The sequence below is a fragment of the Saccharopolyspora halophila genome (genome assembly GCF_039531955.1).
Lineage (GTDB): Bacteria > Actinomycetota > Actinomycetes > Mycobacteriales > Pseudonocardiaceae > Saccharopolyspora > Saccharopolyspora halophila.
Genome location: NZ_BAAARA010000019.1, coordinates 1 through 22080 on the forward strand (window position 1 = coordinate 1; position 22080 = coordinate 22080).

Sequence of the window (22080 nt, forward strand, 5' to 3'; positions counted from 1 at the left end):
GGGTCGATCTCGACGACGACCAGTGCTCCGACGCGGACGCTCAGGAGGCCTTCCGCACCGCCCACGAGTGAATCCCCGCGCCGGTGGTCTCGGCCTCGCCGCGGGCGCCCCGCCTCGCACGGGGCGCCCGCCACCGGCGACGGCCTGATCGGCAGGACGTAAGCCAGACCAGCCAAGGTCGTCGTGAGTGGACAGACGCAGTCTACGACGCCGCTACAAGCGACCTCACGATTCAAAAGGCGTTCCATGACTGACAAAACAAGCTGCTGCGCGCCGTCCGCGGGCAGGCCGAGCAACCACGCGGCCGCAGCACCCGGCACCGTGGGGGACACCCGCGGCATGGTGCTCCTGGGCGGCGGCGAATTCCTGATGGGCACCGAGGATGCACAGGCCTACGCCGAAGACGGTGAAGGCCCCGTTCGGGCCGTGCGGCTTGACCCGTTCTGGATCAGCCGCAGTGCAGTATCCAACCGGGAGTTCGCCGATTTCGTCTCCGCCACCGGCTACCGCACCGAAGCGGAGCGGTGGGGCTGGTCGTTCGTCTTCGCCGGCCTGCTGCCGGACGACTTCCCGCCGACTCGAGGAGTCGCCGCAACCCCGTGGTGGCGCCAGGTCGAGGGAGCCGACTGGCAGCACCCCGAAGGCTCGCACTCCGATCTGTTCGACCGCCAGGACCATCCCGTTGTCCACGTTTCGTGGGCCGACGCCCAGGCGTATTGCGCCTGGGCGGGACTGCGCCTGCCGACCGAAGCCGAATGGGAGTACGCCGCGCGGGGCGGTCTAAGCGGGTGCGCCTTCCCGTGGGGCGATGAGCTGCAGCCCGGGGGCGAGCACCTGATGAACGTCTGGCAAGGTGCGTTTCCGCAGCGCAACGACTGCGCGGACGGGTGGCTCGGCACCTGTTCCGTCACGGAGTTTCCGCCCAACGGGTTCGGTCTGCACAACACCACGGGCAACGTCTGGGAGTGGTGCGCCGACTGGTTCCACCCCACGTTCCACACCCGGGACCGCCGGACGAATCCGCGAGGACCGCGGCGAGGTACGCACCGCACCGCCCGCGGCGGCTCCTACCTCTGCCACGAGTCCTACTGCCGCCGCTACCGCGTCTCAGCCCGCCAAGGACTCACCCCGGACACCACCACCGGCAACGCGGGGTTCCGCTGCGCTCGGACCCCCTGACCGCGGGCGCTCCAACCCGGGAGATATACCGGACTCCGCCTGGCGTCGAAGCGACGTGCGAGCGAGGCGGGCCCGGAAATCCCTCCGGCCCCGCCTCGCTTCCGCGCTCACCGCCCGTCGAGCGCGCGTCGGCACAAGGGCACGAGCTCGTCACGGCTCGGTGCTTCGTCGTCCAGAACCGCCTGCATCAGCAGTCCGCAGATCAACGTGGCGATCATGCGGCCGGTCAACGGTTCGGTACGGGCGATGAACAGCTCGGTCAGGGCCTCGTCCCACTCAGCCGCGGCTCTGCGGAGGCCCGGGCGGTTCAGCGCGGCCGCGTAGAGCTGGTACTCGGCGATCGTGCTCTCGCGCTGCTCGTTGATCGACGCGATCACGAGGTCCGCGAGCGCGACTGCCAGGTCCGCATCGGCGGCGAGGTTCCGCGCCCACTCCTGCAGGTTCCGCACGCTGCACCGCGCCGCTTCTTCGATCGCAACCGTGGCCAAGTCGTCGAGGCTGGCGAAGTAGTACGTCGTCGCGCCCAGCGGCACTCCTGCCATCGCGGCGACCTTTCGGTGGGTGAGCGCATCGACGCCCTCCTCACCGATCACCGCAATGGCGGCGCGAGCTATCCTCCCCGGCCGATCGGAGCCGTGAGACGCCCTCCCCCGCTGCTGTTCGGCCGACCGAGCGGTCGTCATAGTTTCGGGAGTTCCCTCCTGCTGGACTGCCGTGCTACGGCTCGATGGCGTTCGGCCTACTCGTCCCAGAGAGCACCGGCAGAGTTGCGGTGCTGGTAGAAGTCGACCTCGGCTGGCTCGAGAGGGGTGTTGCCTAGGATCAGGTCGGCCGCCTTCTCGGCGAGCATCATCACGGGCGCGTAGATATTGCCGTTCGTCAGGTAGGGCATCGCCGAGGAGTCGACCACGCGCAGTCCTTCGACACCGTGCACCTTCATCGACTTCGGGTCCACCACCGACATCTCGTCAACGCCCATGCGCGCGCTGCAGGACGGGTGGTACGCGGTCTCCGCGTCCCTCGCGACCCAGGACAGGATCGACTCCTCGTCGTCGGTCTCCGGGCCCGGGGACAGCTCGCCACCGTCGAACTCGGCGAACGCCGGCTGCCGCAGGATGTCCCGCGCCACCTGGACCGCTTCCACCCACTCCTTGCGATCGTTCTTCGTGGACAGGTAGTTGAACCGCAGCGCCGGATGCTGCTTCGGATTCGTCGACTTGATCTTCACGGTGCCGCGGATGTCGGAGTACATCGGTCCGATGTGCACCTGGTAGCCGTGCTCGGCGTTCACGGGCGTGCCGTCGTAGCGCACCGCGATCGGCAGGAAGTGGAACATCAGGTTCGGGTAGTCGACCTCGTCGTTCCCGCGCACGAACCCGCCGACCTCGAAGTGGTTGGTCGCCGCCGGCCCGGACCCGTTGAGCATCCACCGCAAGCCGATCTGCGGGCGGTTCCTCAGCTTGAGGGCGGGGTTGAACGAGACCGGCTGCTTGCACGCGTGCTGGACGTAGACCTCGAGGTGGTCCTGGAGGTTCTCACCGACGCCCGGGAGCTCGTACACCATCCGCACGCCGAGCGGTTCGAGCTCGTCCGGGTTGCCGATGCCCGACAGCTGCAGCAGTTGCGGCGTGTTGATCGCCCCGCCGGACAGGATCACCTCTCCGCCCCGGGCCTGGTGCGTCGTGCCGAGCCGGCTGTACTCGACGCCCACGGCCCGCTTGCCCGAGAACAGCACCCGGTTCACCTGCGAGAGGCACTTGACCGTCAGGTTCGGCCGGTCCTTCACCGGGTGCAGGTAGGCCCGTGCAGCAGACCACCGGCGGCCGTTGCGGATCAGGGCGTCGAAGTGGGCGAAACCCTCCTGGCGGTAGCCATTCACGTCGTCGGTGAGCGGGTACCCGGCTTGCTGCGCGGCCTGCAGGAACGCGCCGAAGAGGGGGTTCTCCCCCTTGCCGCGCTCCAGCCACAGCGGTCCGTCGCTCCCCCGCCAGTCGTCGCCGCCGGCGGTGCAGGTCTCCATCCGCTTGAAGTACGGGAGGCAGTGCGCGTAGTCCCACGTCTCCATTCCCGGGTCGGACGCCCAGCGTTCGAGGTCGAGCGGGTTGCCGCGCTGGAAGATCATTCCGTTGATCGAGCTCGAACCGCCCAGCACCTTGCCGCGGCCGTGGTAGACGCGGCGTCCCCCCATGTAGGGCTCCGGCTCGGACTCGTACTTCCAATCGTAGAACCGGTTGCCGATGACCATGGTGAGGGCTGCGGGCATGTGGATGAACATGTCCCACACCCAGTCCGGACGGCCCGCTTCGAGAACGAGGACCTTGGTGGAAGGATCGGCGCTGAGCCGGTTGGCCAGCGAACACCCGGCGGAACCTCCGCCCACGATGACGTAGTCGTACGAATCGGTGGTCATGGAATTCTCCTCGACTGCTGTGGTTGGCTCGGGCAGCGATCCGCCGATCCGACCGCGGAATCAGCGCGTCGGCTGCGCTGCGGGGTTCGCGATGGACGTGCTCGGCCTCTTGGCGCTCGTCCAGGCCGCCGGATGCTGGACTCGCGGCCGATCTGCCAATTCGGTCGAAGATTTCACCGCCCGGCGCCCAGGAACAGATCTTGCGAGTGCGCTTTCTCAATTCGCAGGTGGCCGGCGCGAGTACCGAATGCGCGTTGCTTCGGGAATATCGTCGACGCGCTCACGATTAGGTGCGACCGAGTGTGCCACGCGGGCGTCGGCGAAAATAGCCACAGAACGCGAAGGACCCAAACCGATTGTGAATTGCGCCCATAGAAGCGCGCTATATCTGCGGTCCCGCGCCAACTTCGGTCGAACGCGAGCGGGACCCGCGTGCACGCTCCTCCAGGCGAACCGGGCGAGCGGGCGATCGAGGTCAGGCCGCGAACACGGCGTAGCCGAGGGCTGCGCACCCGGCGGCGCAGGCGAACACGGCGAAACCAGCGGGAAGAATCCCATCCGGGAGCGGGTTCTCGGATCGCAGGTCGTGCTCGCTGCGCTGGTGGCGGCGCCACGCGCGCCAGGTGAGGAATGCCGCTAGCGGGAGGAATCCCACCGCGACCAGAACCGAGATCCAGGATCCCTGGTTCGCCAGGATCCTCATGCCGATGCCGATACCGGCCAGGAAGGCGAGCGCGGTGCGCAGCCACGCGAGGGAAGTGCGCTCGAGCTGCAGGCCAGGATCCCACGGTTCGTCGTGCACGTGTCACGCTTCGCCGGTGAAGAGCAACAAGCCAGCGGTGAGCCCGAAGAAGGCGAGGCCGTAGCCGAGGACGGGCCCCAGCCTGGGCGCGGGCAGTGGCGCACCCACGCGCAACGCCCGTTCGGTCGCGTACCAGCGTCTGAACGCAGTTGCGCTGCAGAGCACTCCCGTGCCGATCAAGCTGATCGCCAGCGAGGTCCACAGAACACCGCTCACCGGCTGCTCGTGGAGAGCTTGGACAGCAACACCGGCTGCCATCAACGACAGGGCCGTCCTCAGCCAGGCGAGAAAGGTCCGTTCGTTGGCCAGCGTGAAGCGAGGATCGGGTTCCCCGCCGGTCTCGTACAGCTGGCGCGGCCAACGCCGAGGCCGCTGAGATTGGTCCACCCACATGGTCTTAGCGCAGCACGCGGAGGGGGGCCGGAGCGAGGACGTGCAAGCCCCGCCTCGGAGGTCGCTTCTCGAACCTCGTTGTCATGTCGTCCCTTTCGAGTTGGGGGGGGCAGCGGGGAGAGCCTCACGGCGGGCCACCGGGGATCAGCTCTTCAGCCGAGGCACGCCGAACAGTTGATCCCCGTCGTCCAACCTGCCGGCTCGGAGCGAAGGGCTCGGGGCGGTGCTGGACGCGCTCGAGATCGACCGTCAGGACAACGGAGCTTCCTGGCTCGCAACAGCGGCCGCGGCAGGTTCACGCGAGCCCGTCGGAGCGATCCGTCGCACCAGCCGCAGCAGGACCGGATCCATCGCGGGGCAGCTCCGCGTGCTTCCCACCTCCGCGCAGCGGCGCCGAAGTCGCACCGGGGTCCTGTTCAGAACCGCGTTGCTCCGAATCGGACCGGGGCTCCTCCGCGGAGGGGCCGTGTTCTTTGCGGAGGGTCTTGTAGAAGGAGACGCAGATGGCGACCAGGATGATCGCGAAGGGGGTACCGGTGAGCACCGAGGCCTTCTGCAACCCGCCGAGACCACCTGAGACCAGCAGCACGGCCGCGACCCCGGCCAACAGCAAGCCCCACAGCAGCCGCACCCAGGTCTTGGGGTTCGGCTGCCCGCCGGTGGACAGCTCGCCCAGCACGACGGTGCCCGCGTCGGCTCCGGCGACGAAGAACACCCACAGCACGATCAGCGTGATGATCGACAGGGCCAGGGGCAGCGGGTACTCCTGGATGAACACGAACATCCCGGCCGCAGGGCTCTGCTCGACGGTCCGCGCGATGTCCCCGGCCATCCCGCTGCGAGCCAGCTGCAGCGCGGCACCGCCGAACACCGCGATCCAGATCATGCTGACCACGCTGGGCACCAGCACGGTCGCCGCGACGAACTCGCGAATCGTGCGACCGCGCGAGATGCGCGCCATGAACAGCCCCACGTACGGCGCCCAGGCGATCCACCAAGACCAGTAGAAGACCGTCCAGCTGCCCATCCACTCGGTGTTGAAGTCGAACGCGTCCAGCCGGAAGCTCATCGGCAACAGGTTGGCCAGGTAGTTCCCGGTGCCCTCGGTCAGGACGTTGAGCTGCGTCGCGGTCGGCCCGACGAGGAAGTAGAACACCAGCAGCAGCGGCGCGATCAGCATGCTGATGTTGGACAGCCACTTGATGCCGTGTTCGATCTTCGTCGTCGCCGAGGCCATGAACGCCAGCGTGGTCAGGCCCAGCACGACTAGCTGCACGAACACCGTGTTGGGTACGCCGAACGTCTCACCGAGGCCCGCGGTTATCTGCAACCCGGCCTGGCCCAAGGCAACCGCGATGCCGAACACCACCGCGAGCACGGCCAGGGTGTCGATGGTCTTGCCCAGCGGGCCGTCCACCTTGTCCCCGAGAAACGGACGGAAGATGGCGCTGAGCAGTCCCCGTTCTCCCTTGCGGTGGCTGAAGTAGGCCACCGCAAGACCGGCGACCGCGTAGATCGCCCACGGGTGCAGCGCCCAGTGGAAAAAGGAGTACTGGATGGCCACCCCGGCCGCCTCGTCCGAGCGGGGCGCGGCCAGGCCGAACGGTACGTTGACGTAGTGCGACAGCGGCTCGGCCAGGCCCCAGAAGATGATGGCCGGACCCATTCCGGCCTGGAACATCATCGCGAACCAGGACGGACGGCCGAAGTCCGGTTTGTCGTCCTTCTTGCCCAGCTTGATTCTTCCGTACCGGCTCAGACCCAGGTAGATGACGAACACCAGGAAGAGGTTCGCCGCGATCATGAAGAACCAGCTCAGGTCCGCCACGATCAAGTTGAAGAGCCGAGTGGTCACGGCGTCAAAACTCGCCGGTGACACCGCGCCCCACAGCACGACCAGAGCGGAAAGCGCGATCGAGATCGCGAAAACGGATCTACCGGTCGTGGGTGTGCTTCTTGAAATACTCATAGCAAATGATTACTCACCAGGTAGGAGGCGCGGAGAACCAGACCGCCTCGGCCGGCGAGCTCCAGATCAACGGCGACCGGACAAGTTCGCCAGAACATTCTGACCTATCGGAACATCCTGGCCAACGTTGCGGTTTCATCGCCGGAGCCCGCATTCAGATTCTCTCGATGGATCAGCCGCCGAATGAACTCGACATGATCATTCTCGCGGCGTCGCACTGCTGATCGCGCAGTGCGCATTCACGGATCCGATTGGTTGTGACTGTCTTCACAGGCTGCCACGGAGATGTTCGTCGATCAACGCGTTGGGCGGAGTCGACCTAGATGAATTTCAAGGGGAAGCGATAGAGATATTCTCTCGCTCGTGACGCTCAAGCCTGCACCGAGGCACCGGGAGCCGCGTCCTCCGACTCGCAGCTGTGCGCCACGAGATCGACGAAGGCCTGGGCCGCCGGTGACAGCGGCCCGCACGGGAAGACCAAGACCCCGTGCCGCGTCACCGGCGGATCGAGCGGGGCGATGACGGCACCCAGAGCAGCGGCGTCACGAGCGAGACGACCCGGCATCAGCGTCGCTCCCGCTCCGGCGAGGACCAAGGGGACAATGGCGGCGCGGTGGGTGACCTCCACCGCGATGCGCAAGGTCGCCCCCGCGCTGGCGAGCACCCCGTCCACGAAGCTGCGGCTGGTGGTTCCCTGCGGCGTCGTGACGATGTCCAGGCCGGCGAGCCCGCGCACTGGCACCGACTCCGACTGCTCGGTCTTGGGCGGGAGCACGGCGAACACCTCTTGCTCCGGAAGGCCGAAGGTCTCCACGCCGTCCGCGGGGACGCCCCGCTCGGTCAGCCCCAGCTCGCGATCACCGCGGCGCACCAGGTCGACGACGGCGGCAGCGTTCTCCGGGTCGCTGATGCTGAGCTCGACGCCGGGATAGCGATTGCGGAACTCGCCCACGAAGGCTGCCAGCGGGTCGATCGTCAGCGTGGTGACCGCAACGATGTCCAGCCGGCCGGACACCAGCTCCGTCACGCGCCTCGCCTCGGCCTGCAGCTTCGAGAAGTCGCGGAGGACCTCGCGGGCAGGGGCCAGCAACGCCTCTCCGGTGGAGGTCAGCGCAACCCCCCGGCCGAGGCGACGGAAGAGCGGTGTGCCCAGCTCCTTCTCCAACGCGCGAATGGCGTAGGACAGCGACGGCTGCGCCACTCGCAAGGAATTCGCGGCACTGGTGAAGCTCCCGTGCGCCGCGACGGCGAGGAAGTACTCGACTTGCTTCCGCTCCATGCTGCCCTTCCTCGCCCCTGATCAACTGCCGACCCTCGAGTGGGCCACCCGGATACCGCGAATTGGAACCTCCGCCCACGCCCGGGAGGCCCGGAGCAGCGACGGCGCAGCACACCCGCCCCGCATTCCGCGGGGAGCACAGCTGACCGGCCTCGCGATGTTCGAGTGATCAACATCTTGCTGGTTGATCCAGGTGGTACCGCGCAGCCTGAACCTGTTGCGCGCGCACCGCAAGCAGCGCGGCCGGACCGTCTCCTCCCCGCAAGCCTCGGTCCGCACCTCCCCTGCTAGAGGTGGGGCGCCCAACGCGAGTTCTCCCGCGCACCGACGCCAGGACTAGGCCCGTACCGCCTTGCGACGACACCGAGATCGCACTGCGCGCACGTCCAGGGGGCCAGCACGGGTTCTCGTTTCGACCTAACCTGCCCCGGCCTGGCCGTCGGCTTGCCGCAGCCATGAGCGAACCGACGACCAGGCCAGTTCATACACCACCTTCGAACGCCCTTTTCCTGAATCTGGTGGCACCTAGAATAGTTGGGCGTTTCACGGCGAAAACCCGAGGGAATACGGGCCAACTCCGCAGGCTCGTCCCGCTCGATACGCGAAAATTCACGCGAGACGAGCAGTGGTACCGTATCGTCACACTGGCCCACCACGGATCCGATCTGTCAAATCGTGAGTGACCTTATGCCCAGTTGCGAAATTCATCCGGGAGCGGTGCGATTCAACTCAGTCCTTGGGCGCTACCGAATGCCGCTCTCGTTCGCGGCCCGCGGTGGATCGGCCGTCGATTTCGGCACCCGAGTGGAGCCGACGCAGGTAGCTGGACTTCACGGCGAAAGCGACGAGCACGATGGTCACCACGGCCAAACCCTGCAGCAAAGAAGCGCGAGAGGTGGGATCGAACAACATGCTGACCAGGATCGCCACGATGATTGCCGTGATGGCGATGGAGAGGTAAGGGAAGAGCCACATCCTGAACTGCAGCTGGTTTCCGTCGGAGCCGAGGGCGGATTGGCGGCGCCTGCGCAGGATGATCTGAGATACGCAGATCATGAGGTATACGAACAGGATCATGGCGCCCGAAGCGTTGACGAGGAACAGAAATACCGTGTCGGGGAAGAAGTACCCGACCGCGACGCACGCGTACCCGATGACGGTGCAGGAGAGAACTCCCCAGACCGGCACGCCGCGGCTGTTGGTCTTGGTCATCCACTTCGGGCAGTCACCGCGGGCGCCGAGCGTGAACAGCATGCGGGAGGTCGAGTAGAGCCCGATGTTGAGGCACGACAAGACCGAGATGAGGATGACGGCGTTCAGGATGTCGGCGACGTACGGGATGCTCATGGCCTGCAATGCGAGCAGGAAGGGCGACTGCTCCTCGGCGATGGAGTCCCAGGGGATGATGGTGACGATCAGAAAGCTCGAGGCCACGAAGAAGAAGAGCACCCGGAAGATCACGGCGTTGACGGCGCGCTTGATCGCCAGCCCCGGCTCCTTGGACTCCGCGGCTGCCACGGTGACGACTTCGGCACCGACCATCGAGAAGATGACCACGACGACCCCGGCGAACAGGGGAAGCAGACCCTTGGGTGCGAAACCGCCGTGCTCGGTGAGGTTGGAGAAGTCGACGGTGGAGTTCGGCCAGATTCCGATGACGAACAGCGCCGCGACGAGTACGAACAGCGCCACCGCGGCGATTTTGATGCCGGCGAACCAGTACTCGAACTTTCCGAAGTTGCCGACCGATGCGAGATTGATCAGCGTCAGCGCGAGGAGGAGAACCACCGAAATGACCCACGCAGGTACACCGTGTATCCATCGCTGCAGGAGTTCTGCGCCGACTACGGCTTCGAATCCGACGACGATCATCTGATAATACCAGTAGATCCACGCGGTGAAAAACCCGGCCCAGTTCCCCATAGCATCGCGCGCGTATTCCGTGAAGGATCCGGTCTTAGGGTTCGCCACGGCCATCTCGCCGAGCATGCGCATGACCAGAAGGATCAGAACACCCGTGAGCATGTAAGTGACGATCGCGGCGGGGCCGACTTCGCTGATGATCGCTCCCGAGCCGATGAACAGCCCGGCGCCCATGGTTCCACCGAGAGCGATCATGGCGAGATGTTTTTGCTGCAGAGGCGTGTCGAGTTTTCCACGCGCTTGGTTTTCGGACACGTTTGCTCCTCGCCGTTGAGGGCGGATGTCTAGGGAGGAATTCTGCAAAGGCGCTATGCAACGCCCGGTGCTGAGCGCGCCGGGCGGTGCGTTCCAGATCTAGTTGCGAATTTCGACTTGCGCTGACTGAAGCGTTCCTACTCGGTCGGCTGGCCGCCGTACCGCTCGTTGCGCCAGGCGAGGGCCGCTTTGAGCCCCTTTTCCCTGGCAATGGCATCGAACTCTTGCTGTTCGGGCGTATTCGCCCCGTTGATGAGCGAGCCGATTTCGAGGTTGGAGTTGACGGCTTGCCGCAGTCCCATGGCCTCGTAGGCGCGGTTGAGCGTCTGCTTGGTGAGACGCAGAACCTCGATCGGAGTCGGGGCGATCCGCAGCGCCAGCTCCTTGGCCGTCGTCTCCAGATCACCGGTCGCTACGACCTTGTTGATCAGCCCAGCGTCCAACGCCTCCTGGGCGTCGATGGTGTCACCGGTGAACAGCAGCTCGCGCGTTCTGCGCTGGTTGAGGATGAACGGCATCAACAAGGTGACCGGTCCCGAACCGTACTGGATCTCCGGTTCGCCGAACTTGGCGTCCTCGGAGGCCACGACCAGGTCGCAAGCCATTGCGATCTCGCACCCCCCGGCGAGGCAGTGCCCGTTGACGACCGCGATGGTCGGCTTCGGGCATTCCCAGATCGACATCGTCATGTTGATGTCCCTCTGGAGCACGGGCCGCCACTCGTTCGGAGTCTCCGTACCGTCCTCGATTTCGTCGTTGATGTCGAAACCGGCGGAGAAGGCGCGCCCGGCCCCGGTGATGAGGACGACCTTGACCGAGTCGTCGTCACCGGCCTCTCGGACTCGACGCCCGAGTTCACCGATGACCTGTGCGTTCATGGCGTTGAGCTTGTCAGGTCGGTTCAGCGTGATCTTGGCGATCGCGCCATCGATTTCGTACTGAACTACGTCGTCGCCCATTTCTGGCTCGATTCTGTGTCGAGGTGCGGATGTCCGACCGGACGACGAGGCGCGAGCGAACTCGATCGCCCGGTCCACGAACGTGCGCTCTCAAGCGCGAGAGCGCTTAGCTGAGGATGATGCGGGCGTCGAGTGCGACCGCGGTGTGCGGTGTGACGGCGACCGGGTTGCACTCGATTTCACCGATCTCGGGGTGCGCGGCGGCGAACTCGGACAACTGCGCGACGAGCGTCGCTGCGGCGGCCACGTTGACGCTCGGCTTGCCGCGGTACCCGTCGAGCAGGCATGCGCCGCGTAGGCGCTGGAACATGTCGAGGGCCTGCGCTGTACTGATCGGGCCGAGTGCGCTGACGGTGTCGTGCAGGAGCTCGGTGAAGATTCCGCCGATGCCGACCAGCACCAGCGGGCCGAAGGTCGGGTCTCGCCGGACACCGACGATGAGCTCCACGGCGGCGGAGAGGTCCGCCATCTCCTCCATCGATACCGCCGGCGGCGCCAAGCGCGCCTGAAGATCGGCCCACGCGGTGACCAGCTGTTCCTCCGTGCGGAGGTTAAGCATCACCCCACCCCGGTCGCTCTTGTGATCATCTCCGAGAGCCTTGAGCACGAGCGGGTAGCGAAGGTCGCGCGCACGTTCGACGAGTTCAGCCTCAGTTTCAACCCGGTGGGCTCGCACGAACGGAATCCCAGCTTCGGCCAGCGCTCGTCGGGCGCCCCAGTAGTCGCCGCGCTCCAGCTGGGGTTCGCTGGCGACCTGGGGCGGGACGCCGGTGAGCTTTCGCTCCTGCCGAGCGGCCAGCCTGCGCAGGACCCATGCGGCGTCTTCGACGTGGCGGTAGACCGCGATACCGCCGCTACGCAGCGCATCGGCTGCCGGCGACTGGTCGAACATCAGCTGCGCGACCAGGCATCGCTGATCGCGGTGCACCGCGGCGGCCAGGTCGCGGGCCGCTTCGACCTCGTTGGCCGCCAGCTCGACCGAGTACTCCCCGTAACCCCCGAGGTAGCCGGTAAGCAAGGTGGCGTCCACGTCGTTTGCCTGCCCGAGCGCCTCGACGACCCGCACGAACACGGTCGGGTCCTTCTCGCCTGCTCCAGCGGTGTCGATGGGGTTGACCGTTCCGCCGCTGTTGGGCAGCAGCGCGCCGATGCGGTGATGGGTCTCGTCGCTGAACGGATCGACGGAGAGGCCGGCCTGATCGAGCGCGTCGCTGGCCAAGGCCGCGTGCCCGCCACCGTCGGCGAACACCGCGACGCGGCCACCTGTTGGCAAATTGGTCGTGACGAGGGCTTGCATGAGGTTTGCCAACTCGTAAGGACTCGCGACGAGCTCCGCGCCCGCAGCGTTGCACGCCGCCTGGATCACGGTTTGCGAGCTGACCATGGATCCGGTGTGCGAGGCTGCACCGCGCGCCGATGCCTGGCTGCGCCCGGCCGCCAGAAGCACGACCGGCTTGCCTGCGCTCTCGGCTCTGGCCAGGGACTCCGTGAACCGCCTGCCATCCTTGACCCCTTCGGTGTAGACCGCGATGGCCTCGGTCTGCTCGTGCTCGACGCACGCGTCGATCAGGTCGGCGGCGTCGAGGTCGGCCTGGTTCCCAAGGCTGGCGAAGCGCGAGATCCCGAGCCCGTGCTGCGCGAGCTGCTGTCCCACGTCGATGGCGACGTTGCCGCTCTGCGAGAGAAGGGCGACCGGACCGGGGACGAACGAGTTCACCGTGGCGTCGAGCCCCGTCGTCGTGTCGAGCACGCCCAAGCAGTTCGGCCCCAGCATGACCGCGCCCGCGGCGCGCACCCGCTCGGCGATCGATTCCTGCAGGTGCCGGCCATCCACCCCGGACTCCCCGAGCCCGGACGTGATCCCGACGATCGCCCGAACCCCGGCGGCGAGCGCGTCATCGACCGCGGATTCGAAGGCGGCGGCAGGCACCGCCAGCACCGCCAGATCCACGTCGTCGTTCACGTGGCCCAGGCGCTGGAACGTCGGTTGGCCGTTCACCTCGGAATTCCGGGCGTTGATGAGGAAGGCAGGTCGCGGCCCGGCCACGGCGCGTTCGGCGAGCCAGTTGCCGTACTTCTCGCGGTCAGCGCTCGCCCCCACGATCGCGATCGATCGCGGGGAGAACAGCGCCGCCAATGCCTGCGTCCGCGAGGGCGCCGCAGTCTGGGTGGTCAGCTCCATATCGTCTCCTCATCGAGGTCAAGGGCGGTAATAATAAGTCATTATTATGTTGTGAACAACGCTCCGCCAGGATCGACTTTTCCAGTCGTTCGCCTAGCATGGGCGCATGACAGCCGCCGCATATCCCGCGCCGGAGTCCGGTGATTCAGAAGAGGGACTCGACCGCTCACGAGCCGTGCTGCTCCGGCGGGATCAGATCATGGCCGCGACTGAACGATTGATCGCGGAACAGGGTTTCGACGCCTTGCGCTTGCGAGATGTCGCCAAGCTCGCAGGCGTATCGATTGGCACCATCCAGCACTACTTCGACACGCGCGACAACTTGGTTCTGGAAACGCTCGCAGCGGCCAGCTGGAGGCGGGCAGAAGAGTTCACCTCCCTCGGGGCGGGATCAGCTGACCCGGCAGAACGAACCCAAGCACTTCTGCGCGGCTCCATCGCCAATCGCGCGTGGTGCCAAGCCTGGATGGAGACGTGCGCTTCATCGACCAGGCACCCTGAATTGCCACCCATGATTGAACGGATCTACGAGGCATGGCGGGTCGAGATCAAGAAGGCCATCAAAGATGGCGTCGATTCCGGGGTCTTCAATCCACAACTCCCGCTCGATCAGCTCATCGACACCGTGATGGCAGTGATCGACGGAATGATGGTGTCGGTGGGACTGCACCTCGAAAAGTTCACCAGCGACCACGCGGGAACGCTGGTTCAGGACACGGCTGGTCGCCTGCTGGCCTACGACTTCGGGGGAATGAACTCCGCGTAGCAGCACCGCAAAGCCTGGCGGGCTGCCCCACGAGGCAACGGTACGACTCGGCGGTTCCGGTTCGCGCATGCATCCTCGCTCTTTGGGCGACGCACCGGGTGGTGAGTGGACGTACGGGGCACAACCGGGTGGAGTACCGCTGGCCGGTCCGGCAGCGGCCGTTCACGGGACAACCGACGTGCGCGCTTGGCCCCATGATCGCGGTCCCACGCGACAGTTCGATCGGATGGGATCGTTTCGATGATGCTAGAATCGTAGCACGCGATTCGTCAGCAGCAAGAGAGCGCGAGGTCAAGCCATGGCCAAGGCAAGCGAGCCGCAGCAGGCTCCCACTCCGGTGAAATCTCTCCAGGAGAGCTACGTGCAGGTCATGAAAGCCCTCGGAGATCAAACACGGCTGGACATGATCAGACGGATGGCCAGCCAGAGCGAGTACCCGTGCACATCGCTCGAGCACGAGCTGCCCGTGGGCAAGTCGACGATCTCGTACCACGTCAAGATCCTCAACCATGCAGGACTGGTGTCGGTTCGCAAGAAGGGGCGGCACTACTTCTACACGCTCCACCGCGACGTGATCGAGTTCTACACCCCAGACCTGCTGGATCGCCTTGCCGCAGAAGCGGAGTCGGGCGAAGCGTAGGACCCGAGTTCATCAGCAGGCCGCGACCACGAGGTCGCANGACCGCCGGGTGTGCTCGCGCTCACTTCGACGACGGCCTTGCAGTTCGATAGAAGCTACGTTTCAATAATCACCGAAACGTAGAAGCAAGGGAGCTGTCGTGACCCGACCCGAAGCCCGCAGGACCGTGGCCACCGCCGGAGCCGAAATCGCTGCTATTGGCGAACTTCCCCCGCTCGGGGTGGTCCCGCCGGAGATGCACGCGCAAGTGGTGCGACCCGGCCGATACGGGGACCCGGTTTCCGCGTTCCAGCGCGAAGTCGTCCCCACTCCGGAGATCGGCCCGGACGAGGTGCTCGTCGCCGTCATGGCCGCCGGTGTCAACTACAACAACGTCTGGGCTGCGCGGGGATATCCCGTGGATCAAGTGGCAGTGCGCCAGAAGCGCGGCGAGCCCGAGGACTTCCACGTCGGCGGGTCAGACGCTTCCGGGATCGTGTACGCGGTCGGCGAGGCCGTGATCGACTGGGCGATCGGCGACCACGTAGTCGTCCACCCCGGGGTGTGGGACCCCGATGATCCTTGGGTCGCCGCCGGACGTGATCCGATGATCGCGCCGTCGGCGCGCATCTGGGGCTACGACACGAACTACGGATCGTTCGGTCAATTCGCGCGCGTGCAGTCGCACCAGCTGCTCCCCAAGGCCGAACACCTCAGCTGGGCGGAAGCGGCCGCGCCCACGCTGGTCGGCACCACGGCCTACCGGATGCTGCACGGCTGGTCCGGAAACACCTTGCAGGAAGGTGATCTCGTCCTCGTCTGGGGCGGATCCGGCGGCCTGGGAACGCAGGCCATCCAACTGGTCAAGGCCGCGGGTGGGCGTGCGGTCGCGGTCGTCTCCGACGCCGAGCGCGGCGAGTACGCGAAGAGGTTCGGCGCGGTCGGCTACCTCGACCGCCGCGAGTTCGACCACTGGGGCGTCCCGCCAAGGGTGGACGACGCCGACGGCCAGAAGGAGTGGGCGAAGAGCGCCAAGGCCTTCGGCAAGAAGCTCCGGGAGATCGCGGGCGAGCGCGAGGATCCGGCGATCGTCTTCGAGCACCCGGGGGCATCGACCATTCCCACCAGCATCTTCTTGTGCCAGCCCGGTGGGATGGTCGTGATCTGCGCGGGCACCACGGGTTTCGACGCCATGGTCGACCTGCGCTACCACTGGACGCGCCAGAAGCGGCTGCAAGGTTCACACGGGACGAACGACGCGCAAGCCCGGGCCTACAACGATCTGGTCCGGAAGGGCGAGATCGACCCCGCCGTCGGCCGAATCCTCCCATTCCAGGACGTGCCCCGCACCCACGCCGAGATGGGCCGCGGTCAGGAAGTCTTCGGCAACAGCGTGATTCTCGTCGGTTCGGACGGCCCGGACAGCGGTCGTAGCTGAGAACGCCGACACCACCTACTCAAGGAGCAGTTCAGAAATGGACGTCGACAACCGAGACCCCATCCAGGTCGCCAAGGCAACCGAGCACATCCTCGCCGAGCGGCGCGACAGCGTCGTCCTCGTCAGCCTCAACCGCCCGAAGGCGCTGAACGCCTTGTGCGACGCGCTCACGCGGGAGCTGACCGAGGTCCTGGACGCGACCGATCAGGACGACACCGTCGCGGCCGTGGTGATCACCGGGAGCGCGAAGGCCTTCGCCGCAGGTGCCGACATCAAGGAGATGCAACCGAAGAACTTCGTGGACGTATACCTCGAGGACTTCATCACCAGCTCCTGGGAACGAGCGTCCACCGTGCGCAAGCCGATCATCGCCGCGGTGAGCGGTTACGCGCTCGGCGGCGGGGCGGAGCTGGCCATGATGTGCGACATGATCATCGCCGCGGAGAGCGCGAAGTTCGGCCAACCCGAGATCACGATCGGCGTTCTGCCGGGCGCCGGCGGAACTCAGCGGCTCGCACGCGCGGTCGGGAAGTCGAAGGCCATGGACATGGTGTTGACGGGACGCGTGGTCGACGCTGCTGAGGCCGAGCGAATCGGTCTCGTGGCGAGAGTGGTCCCCGACGAGGAACTCGTCAACGAAGCAGTCGCGGCCGCGAAGGAGATCGCGGGGTACTCGCGGCCCGCGGTCCTCCTGGCCAAGGAGAGCGTCAACCGCGCTTTCGAGAGCACGCTCGCCGAGGGCCTTCGGTTCGAGCGGCGGATGTTCCACGCCGCCTTCGCGACCGAGGGGCAGAGCGAGGGCATGGACGCGTTCATCAACAAGCGCGAAGCCGATTACACCGACCGCTGAGGAGACCCCGTGACCAGCGCAATCATGCAGCCGCGCGAACTGCGGATCGGCGGCGGTGCCATCGATCAGATCGGCGAGCTCGTGGCGGGCTTGGGCATCGGGCGCCCCTTGGTGGTGACCGACGGCTTCCTGCTGTCGAACGGCACCGCGGAGCGCGTGCTGAAGTCCCTCGAGAACGCAGGGCTCTCGCCGAGGCTGTTCTCCGGCACCGTGCCGGACCCGACCACCGATTCGCTGACGGCAGGGCTCGAGGTGCTGAAGGAGGGAGACTGCGACGCCGTGGTCGGCCTGGGCGGCGGCAGTCCCATGGACACTTCCAAGGCGCTGGCGCTGCTGGGAGTGCAGGGCGGCGAGATGTCCCAGTACAAGGCGCCGGTGCGCAACACCGGCCCAGCGCTGCCGATCATAGCCGTGCCCACCACGGCGGGCAGCGGCTCGGAGGCCACCCAGTTCACCGTGATCACCGACAGCGCGTCGGACGAGAAGATGCTCTGCCCCGGGCCGGCATTCCTGCCGGTTGCCGCCGTCATCGACTACGAGCTGACGCTTTCGATGCCCGCCCGGCTGTCGGCCGACACCGGCGTGGATGCCTTGACGCACGCCGTCGAGGCCTACGTGAGCAAGAGGGCCAACCCGTTCTCAGACGCGTTGTGCCTCACCTCCATCTCCACGATCGCCGAGTATCTGCGGCGGGTCTACGCGGACGGCTCGGACACGCAGGCCCGCGCGGCCATGATGCTGGCCGCCACTCAAGCGGGGATCGCGTTCTCCAACTCGAGCGTCGCACTCGTGCACGGCATGAGCCGTCCGCTCGGCGCCCACTTCCACGTCGCGCACGGCCTGTCGAACGCGATGCTCTTCCCGGCCGTGACCGAGTTCTCCGCGAACCACGCGCCCGCGCGCTACGCCGACTGCGCCCGTGCCTACGGTGTCGCTTCGGAGTCAACACCCGACGAGGCGGCCGCAGCCGCTCTCGTGGACGAGCTGCAGAACCTGTGCCGCGACCTTGCGGTTCCCACGCCTGCCACGTACGGGATCGACGAATCCACCTGGCACCGCCTCATCCCGGTGATGGCCGAGCAGGCCGTTGCCTCCGGGTCTCCGGCCAACAACCCGCGAGTCCCCGCGGTCGAGGAGATCGCGGAACTCTACGCCCAGATCTACGACTGATCGAAGGTGACCATCATGAGTACCACGAGCAAAGCATCGAAGGACCTCGACGAGCACGTCGTCGACATCGATCACTGGATCCAGGGTGCGAGCACCGCTGGGAGCTCCGCCGAACGCGGAGATGTGCACAACCCCGCCACCGGGAAGGTGACGGGCCGGGTGGCCTTCGCCGACACCGACGACGCGGCTGCAGCCATCGCGTCAGCCCACGCCGCGTTCCCCGCCTGGGCGAGCACCCCTCCGCACGTCCGCGCCCGGGTGCTGTTCCGCTTCCGGGACCTGCTGGAAACCCACCGCGACCGGCTTGCCAGGATCATCGTCGCCGAGCACGGCAAGGTGTTCAGCGACGCGCAGGGCGAGATCACGCGCGGGCTGGAGGTGGTCGAGTACGCCTGCGGCATCCCCCAGGCGCTCAAGGGCGACTTCTCCGAGAACGTCGGCCGCAACATCGACAGCGTTTCGCTGCGCCAGCCGCTCGGCGTCGTCGCGGGCATCTCGCCGTTCAACTTCCCCGCCATGGTTCCCATGTGGTTGTTCCCGGTCGCGCTCGCCTGCGGCAACACCTTCGTGATGAAGCCCTCCGAGAAGGACCCCACGCTCAGCGTCGAGCTGGCCAAGCTGCTCAAGGAAGCGGGTTTGCCCGACGGTGTGTTCAACGTGCTGCACGGGGACAAGGTCGCCGTCGATTCCTTGCTCACCGACCCGCGCATCGAAGCGGTCAGCTTCGTGGGCTCCACTCCGATCGCGGAGTACATCCACAACACCGCTTCGGCCAACGGCAAGCGCGTCCAAGCCCTCGGCGGCGCGAAGAACCACATGATCATCATGCCGGACGCCGACCTCGACAAGGCCGTGTCCGCTCTGATGGGAGCAGCCTACGGGTCAGCGGGCGAACGCTGCATGGCCATCTCCGTGGCGGTGCCGGTGGGCGCGGACACCGCGAACCAGCTGCGCGAGCGCCTGGTGAAGGCGATTGCCGAGCTGAAGGTGGGCCCGGGATCGACCGAAGGCGTGGAGATGGGTCCGCTCGTCACCGCCGCCCACCGGGACAAGGTCGCCGACTACGTCGAAACGGGTGTGAAGGAGGGAGCTGAGCTGGTGGTCGACGGCCGTCAGGCGGACGTCCCCGAAACCGGTTTCTTCCTGGGCGCGACGCTCTTCGACCACGTCTCGCCGGAGATGCGCATCTACCTCGAGGAGATCTTCGGGCCGGTCCTGGGCATCGTGCGCGCCGAGTCCTTCGAGGAAGCGCTGACCTTGGTCAACGAGCACGAGTTCGGCAACGGCACCGCCATCTTCACCCGGGACGGCAACACCGCGCGGACCTTCATGTCGCACGTGAAGGCGGGCATGGTCGGCGTGAACGTGCCGATTCCCGTTCCTATGGCGTTCCACTCCTTCGGCGGGTGGAAGCGGTCCTTGTTCGGCGACCACCACGTGCACGGACCCGAGGGCGTGCGCTTCTACACCCGCTACAAGGTCGCCACCACCCGATGGCCCTCGGACGAGCGCATCACCACCGACTTCTCGATGCCGGCCCATGGCTGAGCCGCAAGACCCAATCCGAACCGAGCTGGCGGGCGGTGTCGGACGGGTGACCTTGAACCGGCCAACCGCCCTCAACGCTCTGACCACACCGATGGTGCAGCGACTCGGCGAGGTGCTCGAAGCATGGCGGGAACGACCGCTCAGCGCCGTGGTCATCGACAGCAGCAGCTCGAAGGCGTTCTGCGCGGGTGGCGATATCCGCGCCGTCCGGCAGAACACGTTGGACGGCGAGCAGCAGCGCAGCGAGTCCTTCTTCGCCACCGAGTACGAGCTCAACCACGCGCTGGCCACCTATCCCCTCCCGCTCGTTTCGCTGATCGACGGGATCTGCATGGGTGGCGGTCTGGGGCTGTCGGTTCACGGGAACTTCCGCGTCGTGACCGAGAACGCGCAGCTGGCGATGCCGGAGACGTCGATCGGGTTCTTCCCGGACGTCGGAGCGAGCTACTTCCTGTCTCGGCTTCCTGGGAGCTTGGGGATGTACCTGGGTCTGACCGGGAAGCGGATCGGTCCGGCCGACGCCGTTCACACGGGCTTGGCCACCCATCTGACGACCTCGCGCGATATCGCCGAGATCGTCCCGGCACTGCGGGGCCGCAGGTCGGAGAGCGTGGACGTCGTGCTCCGGCAGTTCTGCACGCCGGGAGCGCCCGAGTCCGGTGAGCTCGCGCAGCGGCGCGCTCTCATCGACTGGTGCTTCGGCGCACCGAGCCTGGCCAACGTGTTGGACCGGCTGGAGCAGTGCGACGAGGCGTGGGCGTCGGAGCAGTTCAGGACCTTGGAAAGGGCATGCCCGCAGAGCTTGCACGTCACCTTCGAACTGATCAGCCGGGCGCGGGAAAGCGATCTCGCGTCCTGCCTCGATGCCGAACTGGTCGCCGCGCGCCGCATCACCGCTACGCCGGACTTCGTCGAGGGCGTGCGGGCGGCGCTGGTCGACAGGGATCTCCGGCCGGTGTGGTCGACCACCTTGGAAGATCAGCTGCGGGGTTCCAGCACGGACGCCGTCGCGGCAGGCGGCTGACGATTCGTTCTGGAACGTAACGCGCGCATCCGCCCCCTGCGGACGGGCCGAAGACATCCGGGGTGCCGCCTTTGCTCCCCCAACAACAAGGCGGCACCCCGCTACCAAGTGGAGACGAGACGACATGGCCAGTCACAAGGCCCTGGTTCAGGCGGGGGACGGACCCGCCCGCTTTCAACAGCTTACCGACGCGGACCTCCCCGAAGGGGACGTCACGATCGCTGTGCGGTACTCGACGCTCAACTACAAGGACGGTCTCGCGGTTCTGGGCCGAGGCAAGATCGTGCGCCGATTCCCCATGGTCTGCGGCGTCGATCTGGCAGGCACGGTGGAATCCTCGCGATCATCGCAGTGGCGCACGGGCGACGAAGTGGTGGTGACCGGATTCGGCCTGTCCGAGACCCACCCCGGCGGCTACGCCGAGCGTCAGCGCGTGCCGAGCCAGTGGCTGGTGCGCAAGCCCGCGTCTCTGGAGTTGGACCAGACCATGGCGATCGGCACCGCCGGACTGACGGCGATGTTGTGCGTGCTCGCCCTGGAAAAGGGCGGGCTGACCCCTGATCGGGATGGTGCTGTGCTGGTCACCGGTGCTGCGGGCGGAGTTGGCAGTCTGGCCGTGGCCATCCTCGCCGAACTCGGCTACCGCGTCACCGCCTCGACCGGCCGACCCGAAACGCAGGAGTACCTGAGAGAACTCGGGGCGACCGACTTCATCGATCGGAGCGAACTGGCGGAAGACTCCGGTCGGCCACTCGATTCACGGCGCTGGATCGCAGTGGTGGACACGGTCGGCGGCACCACCCTCGCCACCGCGATCAAGCAGACCCACTACGGTTGCCCGGTGGCGGCCTGCGGCCATGTCGGCGGATCCGAATTACCGCTCTCGGTCATGCCGTTCATCATCCGCGGGGTGCAGCTGCTGGGCATCGACGCCGTGCAATGCCCGCTGCCGCTGCGGGAGCTCGCCTGGCAACGCCTTGCCAGTGACCTTCCTCTGGCGAAATTGGCCTCCACCACGAGCTACCGAGACCTGGACGAAGTTCCTCAGCTGGCGGAGCGGATCGTGGAAGGACAGATCCGCGGTCGTCTGGTCATCAGAGTAAGCCAGTTCAAGTCTTAACCACCTGTTGTGGTAGGTCATTCCAGCTGATCAGGACAAACTGAGCGAGAAGGCCGCACGAAGGCCCGAAGATGTCGATCTGCCGAACTCCCCGCTGACGGGTCACGACGCGCACCGATGCCAGGGCACGTTGCACATCTGCACCGCAGACACCACCAAGCTCCTGCTCCGCCACGACCCGCTCACACGGTCCC

General features: G+C 66.6%; 19 protein-coding genes. 10 read left to right on the forward strand and 9 right to left on the reverse strand.

The genetic code is table 11. From position 1 onward, the window contains the following. Positions 1-246 precede the first annotated feature (246 nt). A complete protein-coding gene (locus ABD289_RS20205; protein WP_486374882.1) occupies positions 247-1179 on the forward strand; it encodes a formylglycine-generating enzyme family protein in 933 nt (310 codons plus the stop codon). A 107-nt stretch (positions 1180-1286) separates the two neighbouring features. Here the strand turns inward: ABD289_RS20205 and ABD289_RS20210 are convergent, their stop codons facing one another. From ABD289_RS20210 to ABD289_RS20230, 5 genes are all read right to left on the reverse strand, one after another. Continuing rightward, positions 1287-1862 (reverse strand): TetR/AcrR family transcriptional regulator, encoded by a 576-nt coding sequence (locus ABD289_RS20210; protein WP_344135166.1) that lies wholly within the window; start codon positions 1860-1862, stop codon positions 1287-1289. 56 nt (positions 1863-1918) lie between these two features. After that, positions 1919-3589: a choline dehydrogenase gene (betA, locus tag ABD289_RS20215; protein WP_344135169.1), complete on the reverse strand. Its 1671-nt coding sequence runs from the start codon at positions 3587-3589 to the stop codon at positions 1919-1921. 475 nt (positions 3590-4064) lie between these two features. Then, complete coding sequence (locus tag ABD289_RS20220; RefSeq protein ID WP_344135172.1) at positions 4065-4391, reverse strand: YidH family protein; 327 nt, start codon at positions 4389-4391, stop codon at positions 4065-4067. A gap of 3 nt (positions 4392-4394) precedes the next feature. Beyond that, on the reverse strand, positions 4395-4784 hold the full coding sequence (locus tag ABD289_RS20225) for a YidH family protein (protein WP_344135175.1): 390 nt from the start codon (positions 4782-4784) through the stop codon (positions 4395-4397). 295 nt (positions 4785-5079) lie between these two features. Continuing rightward, positions 5080-6753, reverse strand: coding sequence for a BCCT family transporter (locus tag ABD289_RS20230; protein ID WP_344135178.1), 1674 nt, complete (start codon positions 6751-6753; stop codon positions 5080-5082). Positions 6754-6758: 5 nt separating this feature from the next. On the opposite strand from ABD289_RS20230, the gene ABD289_RS20235 reads away from it, so the two are divergent. After that, positions 6759-6977 carry a hypothetical protein gene (locus tag ABD289_RS20235; RefSeq protein WP_344135181.1) on the forward strand — a complete coding sequence of 73 codons (219 nt, stop codon included), beginning with the start codon at positions 6759-6761 and terminating at the stop codon, positions 6975-6977. Positions 6978-7123: 146 nt separating this feature from the next. On the opposite strand, the gene ABD289_RS20240 is transcribed toward ABD289_RS20235, so the two are convergent. The 4 genes from ABD289_RS20240 to ABD289_RS20255 all read right to left on the reverse strand — a co-directional run bounded on the left by ABD289_RS20240 (position 7124) and on the right by ABD289_RS20255 (position 13351). Further along, entirely contained in the window at positions 7124-8032 is a 909-nt protein-coding gene (locus ABD289_RS20240; protein WP_344135184.1) for a LysR family transcriptional regulator, read from the reverse strand. A 729-nt stretch (positions 8033-8761) separates the two neighbouring features. Continuing rightward, positions 8762-10210: an amino acid permease gene (locus ABD289_RS20245; protein WP_344135187.1), complete on the reverse strand. Its 1449-nt coding sequence runs from the start codon at positions 10208-10210 to the stop codon at positions 8762-8764. Positions 10211-10347: 137 nt separating this feature from the next. Beyond that, positions 10348-11247: an enoyl-CoA hydratase/isomerase family protein gene (locus ABD289_RS20250; RefSeq protein WP_344135190.1), complete on the reverse strand. Its 900-nt coding sequence runs from the start codon at positions 11245-11247 to the stop codon at positions 10348-10350. A 28-nt stretch (positions 11248-11275) separates the two neighbouring features. Further along, on the reverse strand, positions 11276-13351 hold the full coding sequence (locus ABD289_RS20255) for an acetate--CoA ligase family protein (RefSeq protein ID WP_344135193.1): 2076 nt from the start codon (positions 13349-13351) through the stop codon (positions 11276-11278). A gap of 106 nt (positions 13352-13457) precedes the next feature. On the opposite strand from ABD289_RS20255, the gene ABD289_RS20260 reads away from it, so the two are divergent. From ABD289_RS20260 to ABD289_RS20295, 8 genes are all read left to right on the forward strand, one after another. After that, positions 13458-14117 (forward strand): TetR/AcrR family transcriptional regulator, encoded by a 660-nt coding sequence (locus tag ABD289_RS20260; protein ID WP_344135196.1) that lies wholly within the window; start codon positions 13458-13460, stop codon positions 14115-14117. Between the two features lie 370 nt (positions 14118-14487). Continuing rightward, complete coding sequence (locus ABD289_RS20265; protein ID WP_344135552.1) at positions 14488-14757, forward strand: ArsR/SmtB family transcription factor; 270 nt, start codon at positions 14488-14490, stop codon at positions 14755-14757. Positions 14758-14896: 139 nt separating this feature from the next. Further along, entirely contained in the window at positions 14897-16174 is a 1278-nt protein-coding gene (ccrA, locus tag ABD289_RS20270) for a crotonyl-CoA carboxylase/reductase (protein ID WP_344135199.1), read from the forward strand. Between the two features lie 37 nt (positions 16175-16211). After that, positions 16212-17024, forward strand: coding sequence for an enoyl-CoA hydratase (locus ABD289_RS20275; RefSeq protein WP_344135202.1), 813 nt, complete (start codon positions 16212-16214; stop codon positions 17022-17024). Between the two features lie 9 nt (positions 17025-17033). After that, the gene (locus ABD289_RS20280; protein ID WP_344135205.1) at positions 17034-18194 is read left to right on the forward strand and encodes an iron-containing alcohol dehydrogenase; all 1161 of its coding nucleotides are present in this window, start codon (positions 17034-17036) and stop codon (positions 18192-18194) included. 15 nt (positions 18195-18209) lie between these two features. Then, positions 18210-19742, forward strand: coding sequence for a CoA-acylating methylmalonate-semialdehyde dehydrogenase (locus tag ABD289_RS20285; protein WP_344135208.1), 1533 nt, complete (start codon positions 18210-18212; stop codon positions 19740-19742). After that, the gene (locus ABD289_RS20290) at positions 19735-20766 is read left to right on the forward strand and encodes an enoyl-CoA hydratase/isomerase family protein (RefSeq protein ID WP_344135211.1); all 1032 of its coding nucleotides are present in this window, start codon (positions 19735-19737) and stop codon (positions 20764-20766) included. Before ABD289_RS20285 ends, ABD289_RS20290 begins: the two co-directional genes overlap by 8 nt. 124 nt (positions 20767-20890) lie before the next feature. Beyond that, on the forward strand, positions 20891-21886 hold the full coding sequence (locus tag ABD289_RS20295; protein ID WP_344135214.1) for an MDR family oxidoreductase: 996 nt from the start codon (positions 20891-20893) through the stop codon (positions 21884-21886). Positions 21887-22080: the final 194 nt, after the last annotated feature.

Excerpts from the sequence above, each read along its gene's own strand:
- ABD289_RS20260 (WP_344135196.1), top strand. The coding sequence starts at position 13,458 with ATGACAGCCGCCGCATATCCCGCGCCGGAGTCCGGTGATTCAGAAGAG.
- ABD289_RS20225 (WP_344135175.1), bottom strand. The coding sequence starts at position 4,784 with ATGTGGGTGGACCAATCTCAGCGGCCTCGGCGTTGGCCGCGCCAGCTG.
- ABD289_RS20240 (WP_344135184.1), bottom strand. The coding sequence starts at position 8,032 with ATGGAGCGGAAGCAAGTCGAGTACTTCCTCGCCGTCGCGGCGCACGGG.
- ABD289_RS20290 (WP_344135211.1), top strand. The coding sequence starts at position 19,735 with ATGGCTGAGCCGCAAGACCCAATCCGAACCGAGCTGGCGGGCGGTGTC.
- ABD289_RS20205 (WP_486374882.1), top strand. The coding sequence starts at position 247 with ATGACTGACAAAACAAGCTGCTGCGCGCCGTCCGCGGGCAGGCCGAGC.
- ABD289_RS20210 (WP_344135166.1), bottom strand. The coding sequence starts at position 1,862 with ATGACGACCGCTCGGTCGGCCGAACAGCAGCGGGGGAGGGCGTCTCAC.
- ABD289_RS20275 (WP_344135202.1), top strand. The coding sequence starts at position 16,212 with ATGGACGTCGACAACCGAGACCCCATCCAGGTCGCCAAGGCAACCGAG.
- betA (WP_344135169.1), bottom strand. The coding sequence starts at position 3,589 with ATGACCACCGATTCGTACGACTACGTCATCGTGGGCGGAGGTTCCGCC.
- ABD289_RS20285 (WP_344135208.1), top strand. The coding sequence starts at position 18,210 with ATGAGTACCACGAGCAAAGCATCGAAGGACCTCGACGAGCACGTCGTC.
- ABD289_RS20230 (WP_344135178.1), bottom strand. The coding sequence starts at position 6,753 with ATGAGTATTTCAAGAAGCACACCCACGACCGGTAGATCCGTTTTCGCG.
- ABD289_RS20255 (WP_344135193.1), bottom strand. The coding sequence starts at position 13,351 with ATGGAGCTGACCACCCAGACTGCGGCGCCCTCGCGGACGCAGGCATTG.
- ABD289_RS20295 (WP_344135214.1), top strand. The coding sequence starts at position 20,891 with ATGGCCAGTCACAAGGCCCTGGTTCAGGCGGGGGACGGACCCGCCCGC.
- ABD289_RS20235 (WP_344135181.1), top strand. The coding sequence starts at position 6,759 with ATGATTACTCACCAGGTAGGAGGCGCGGAGAACCAGACCGCCTCGGCC.
- ABD289_RS20265 (WP_344135552.1), top strand. The coding sequence starts at position 14,488 with ATGAAAGCCCTCGGAGATCAAACACGGCTGGACATGATCAGACGGATG.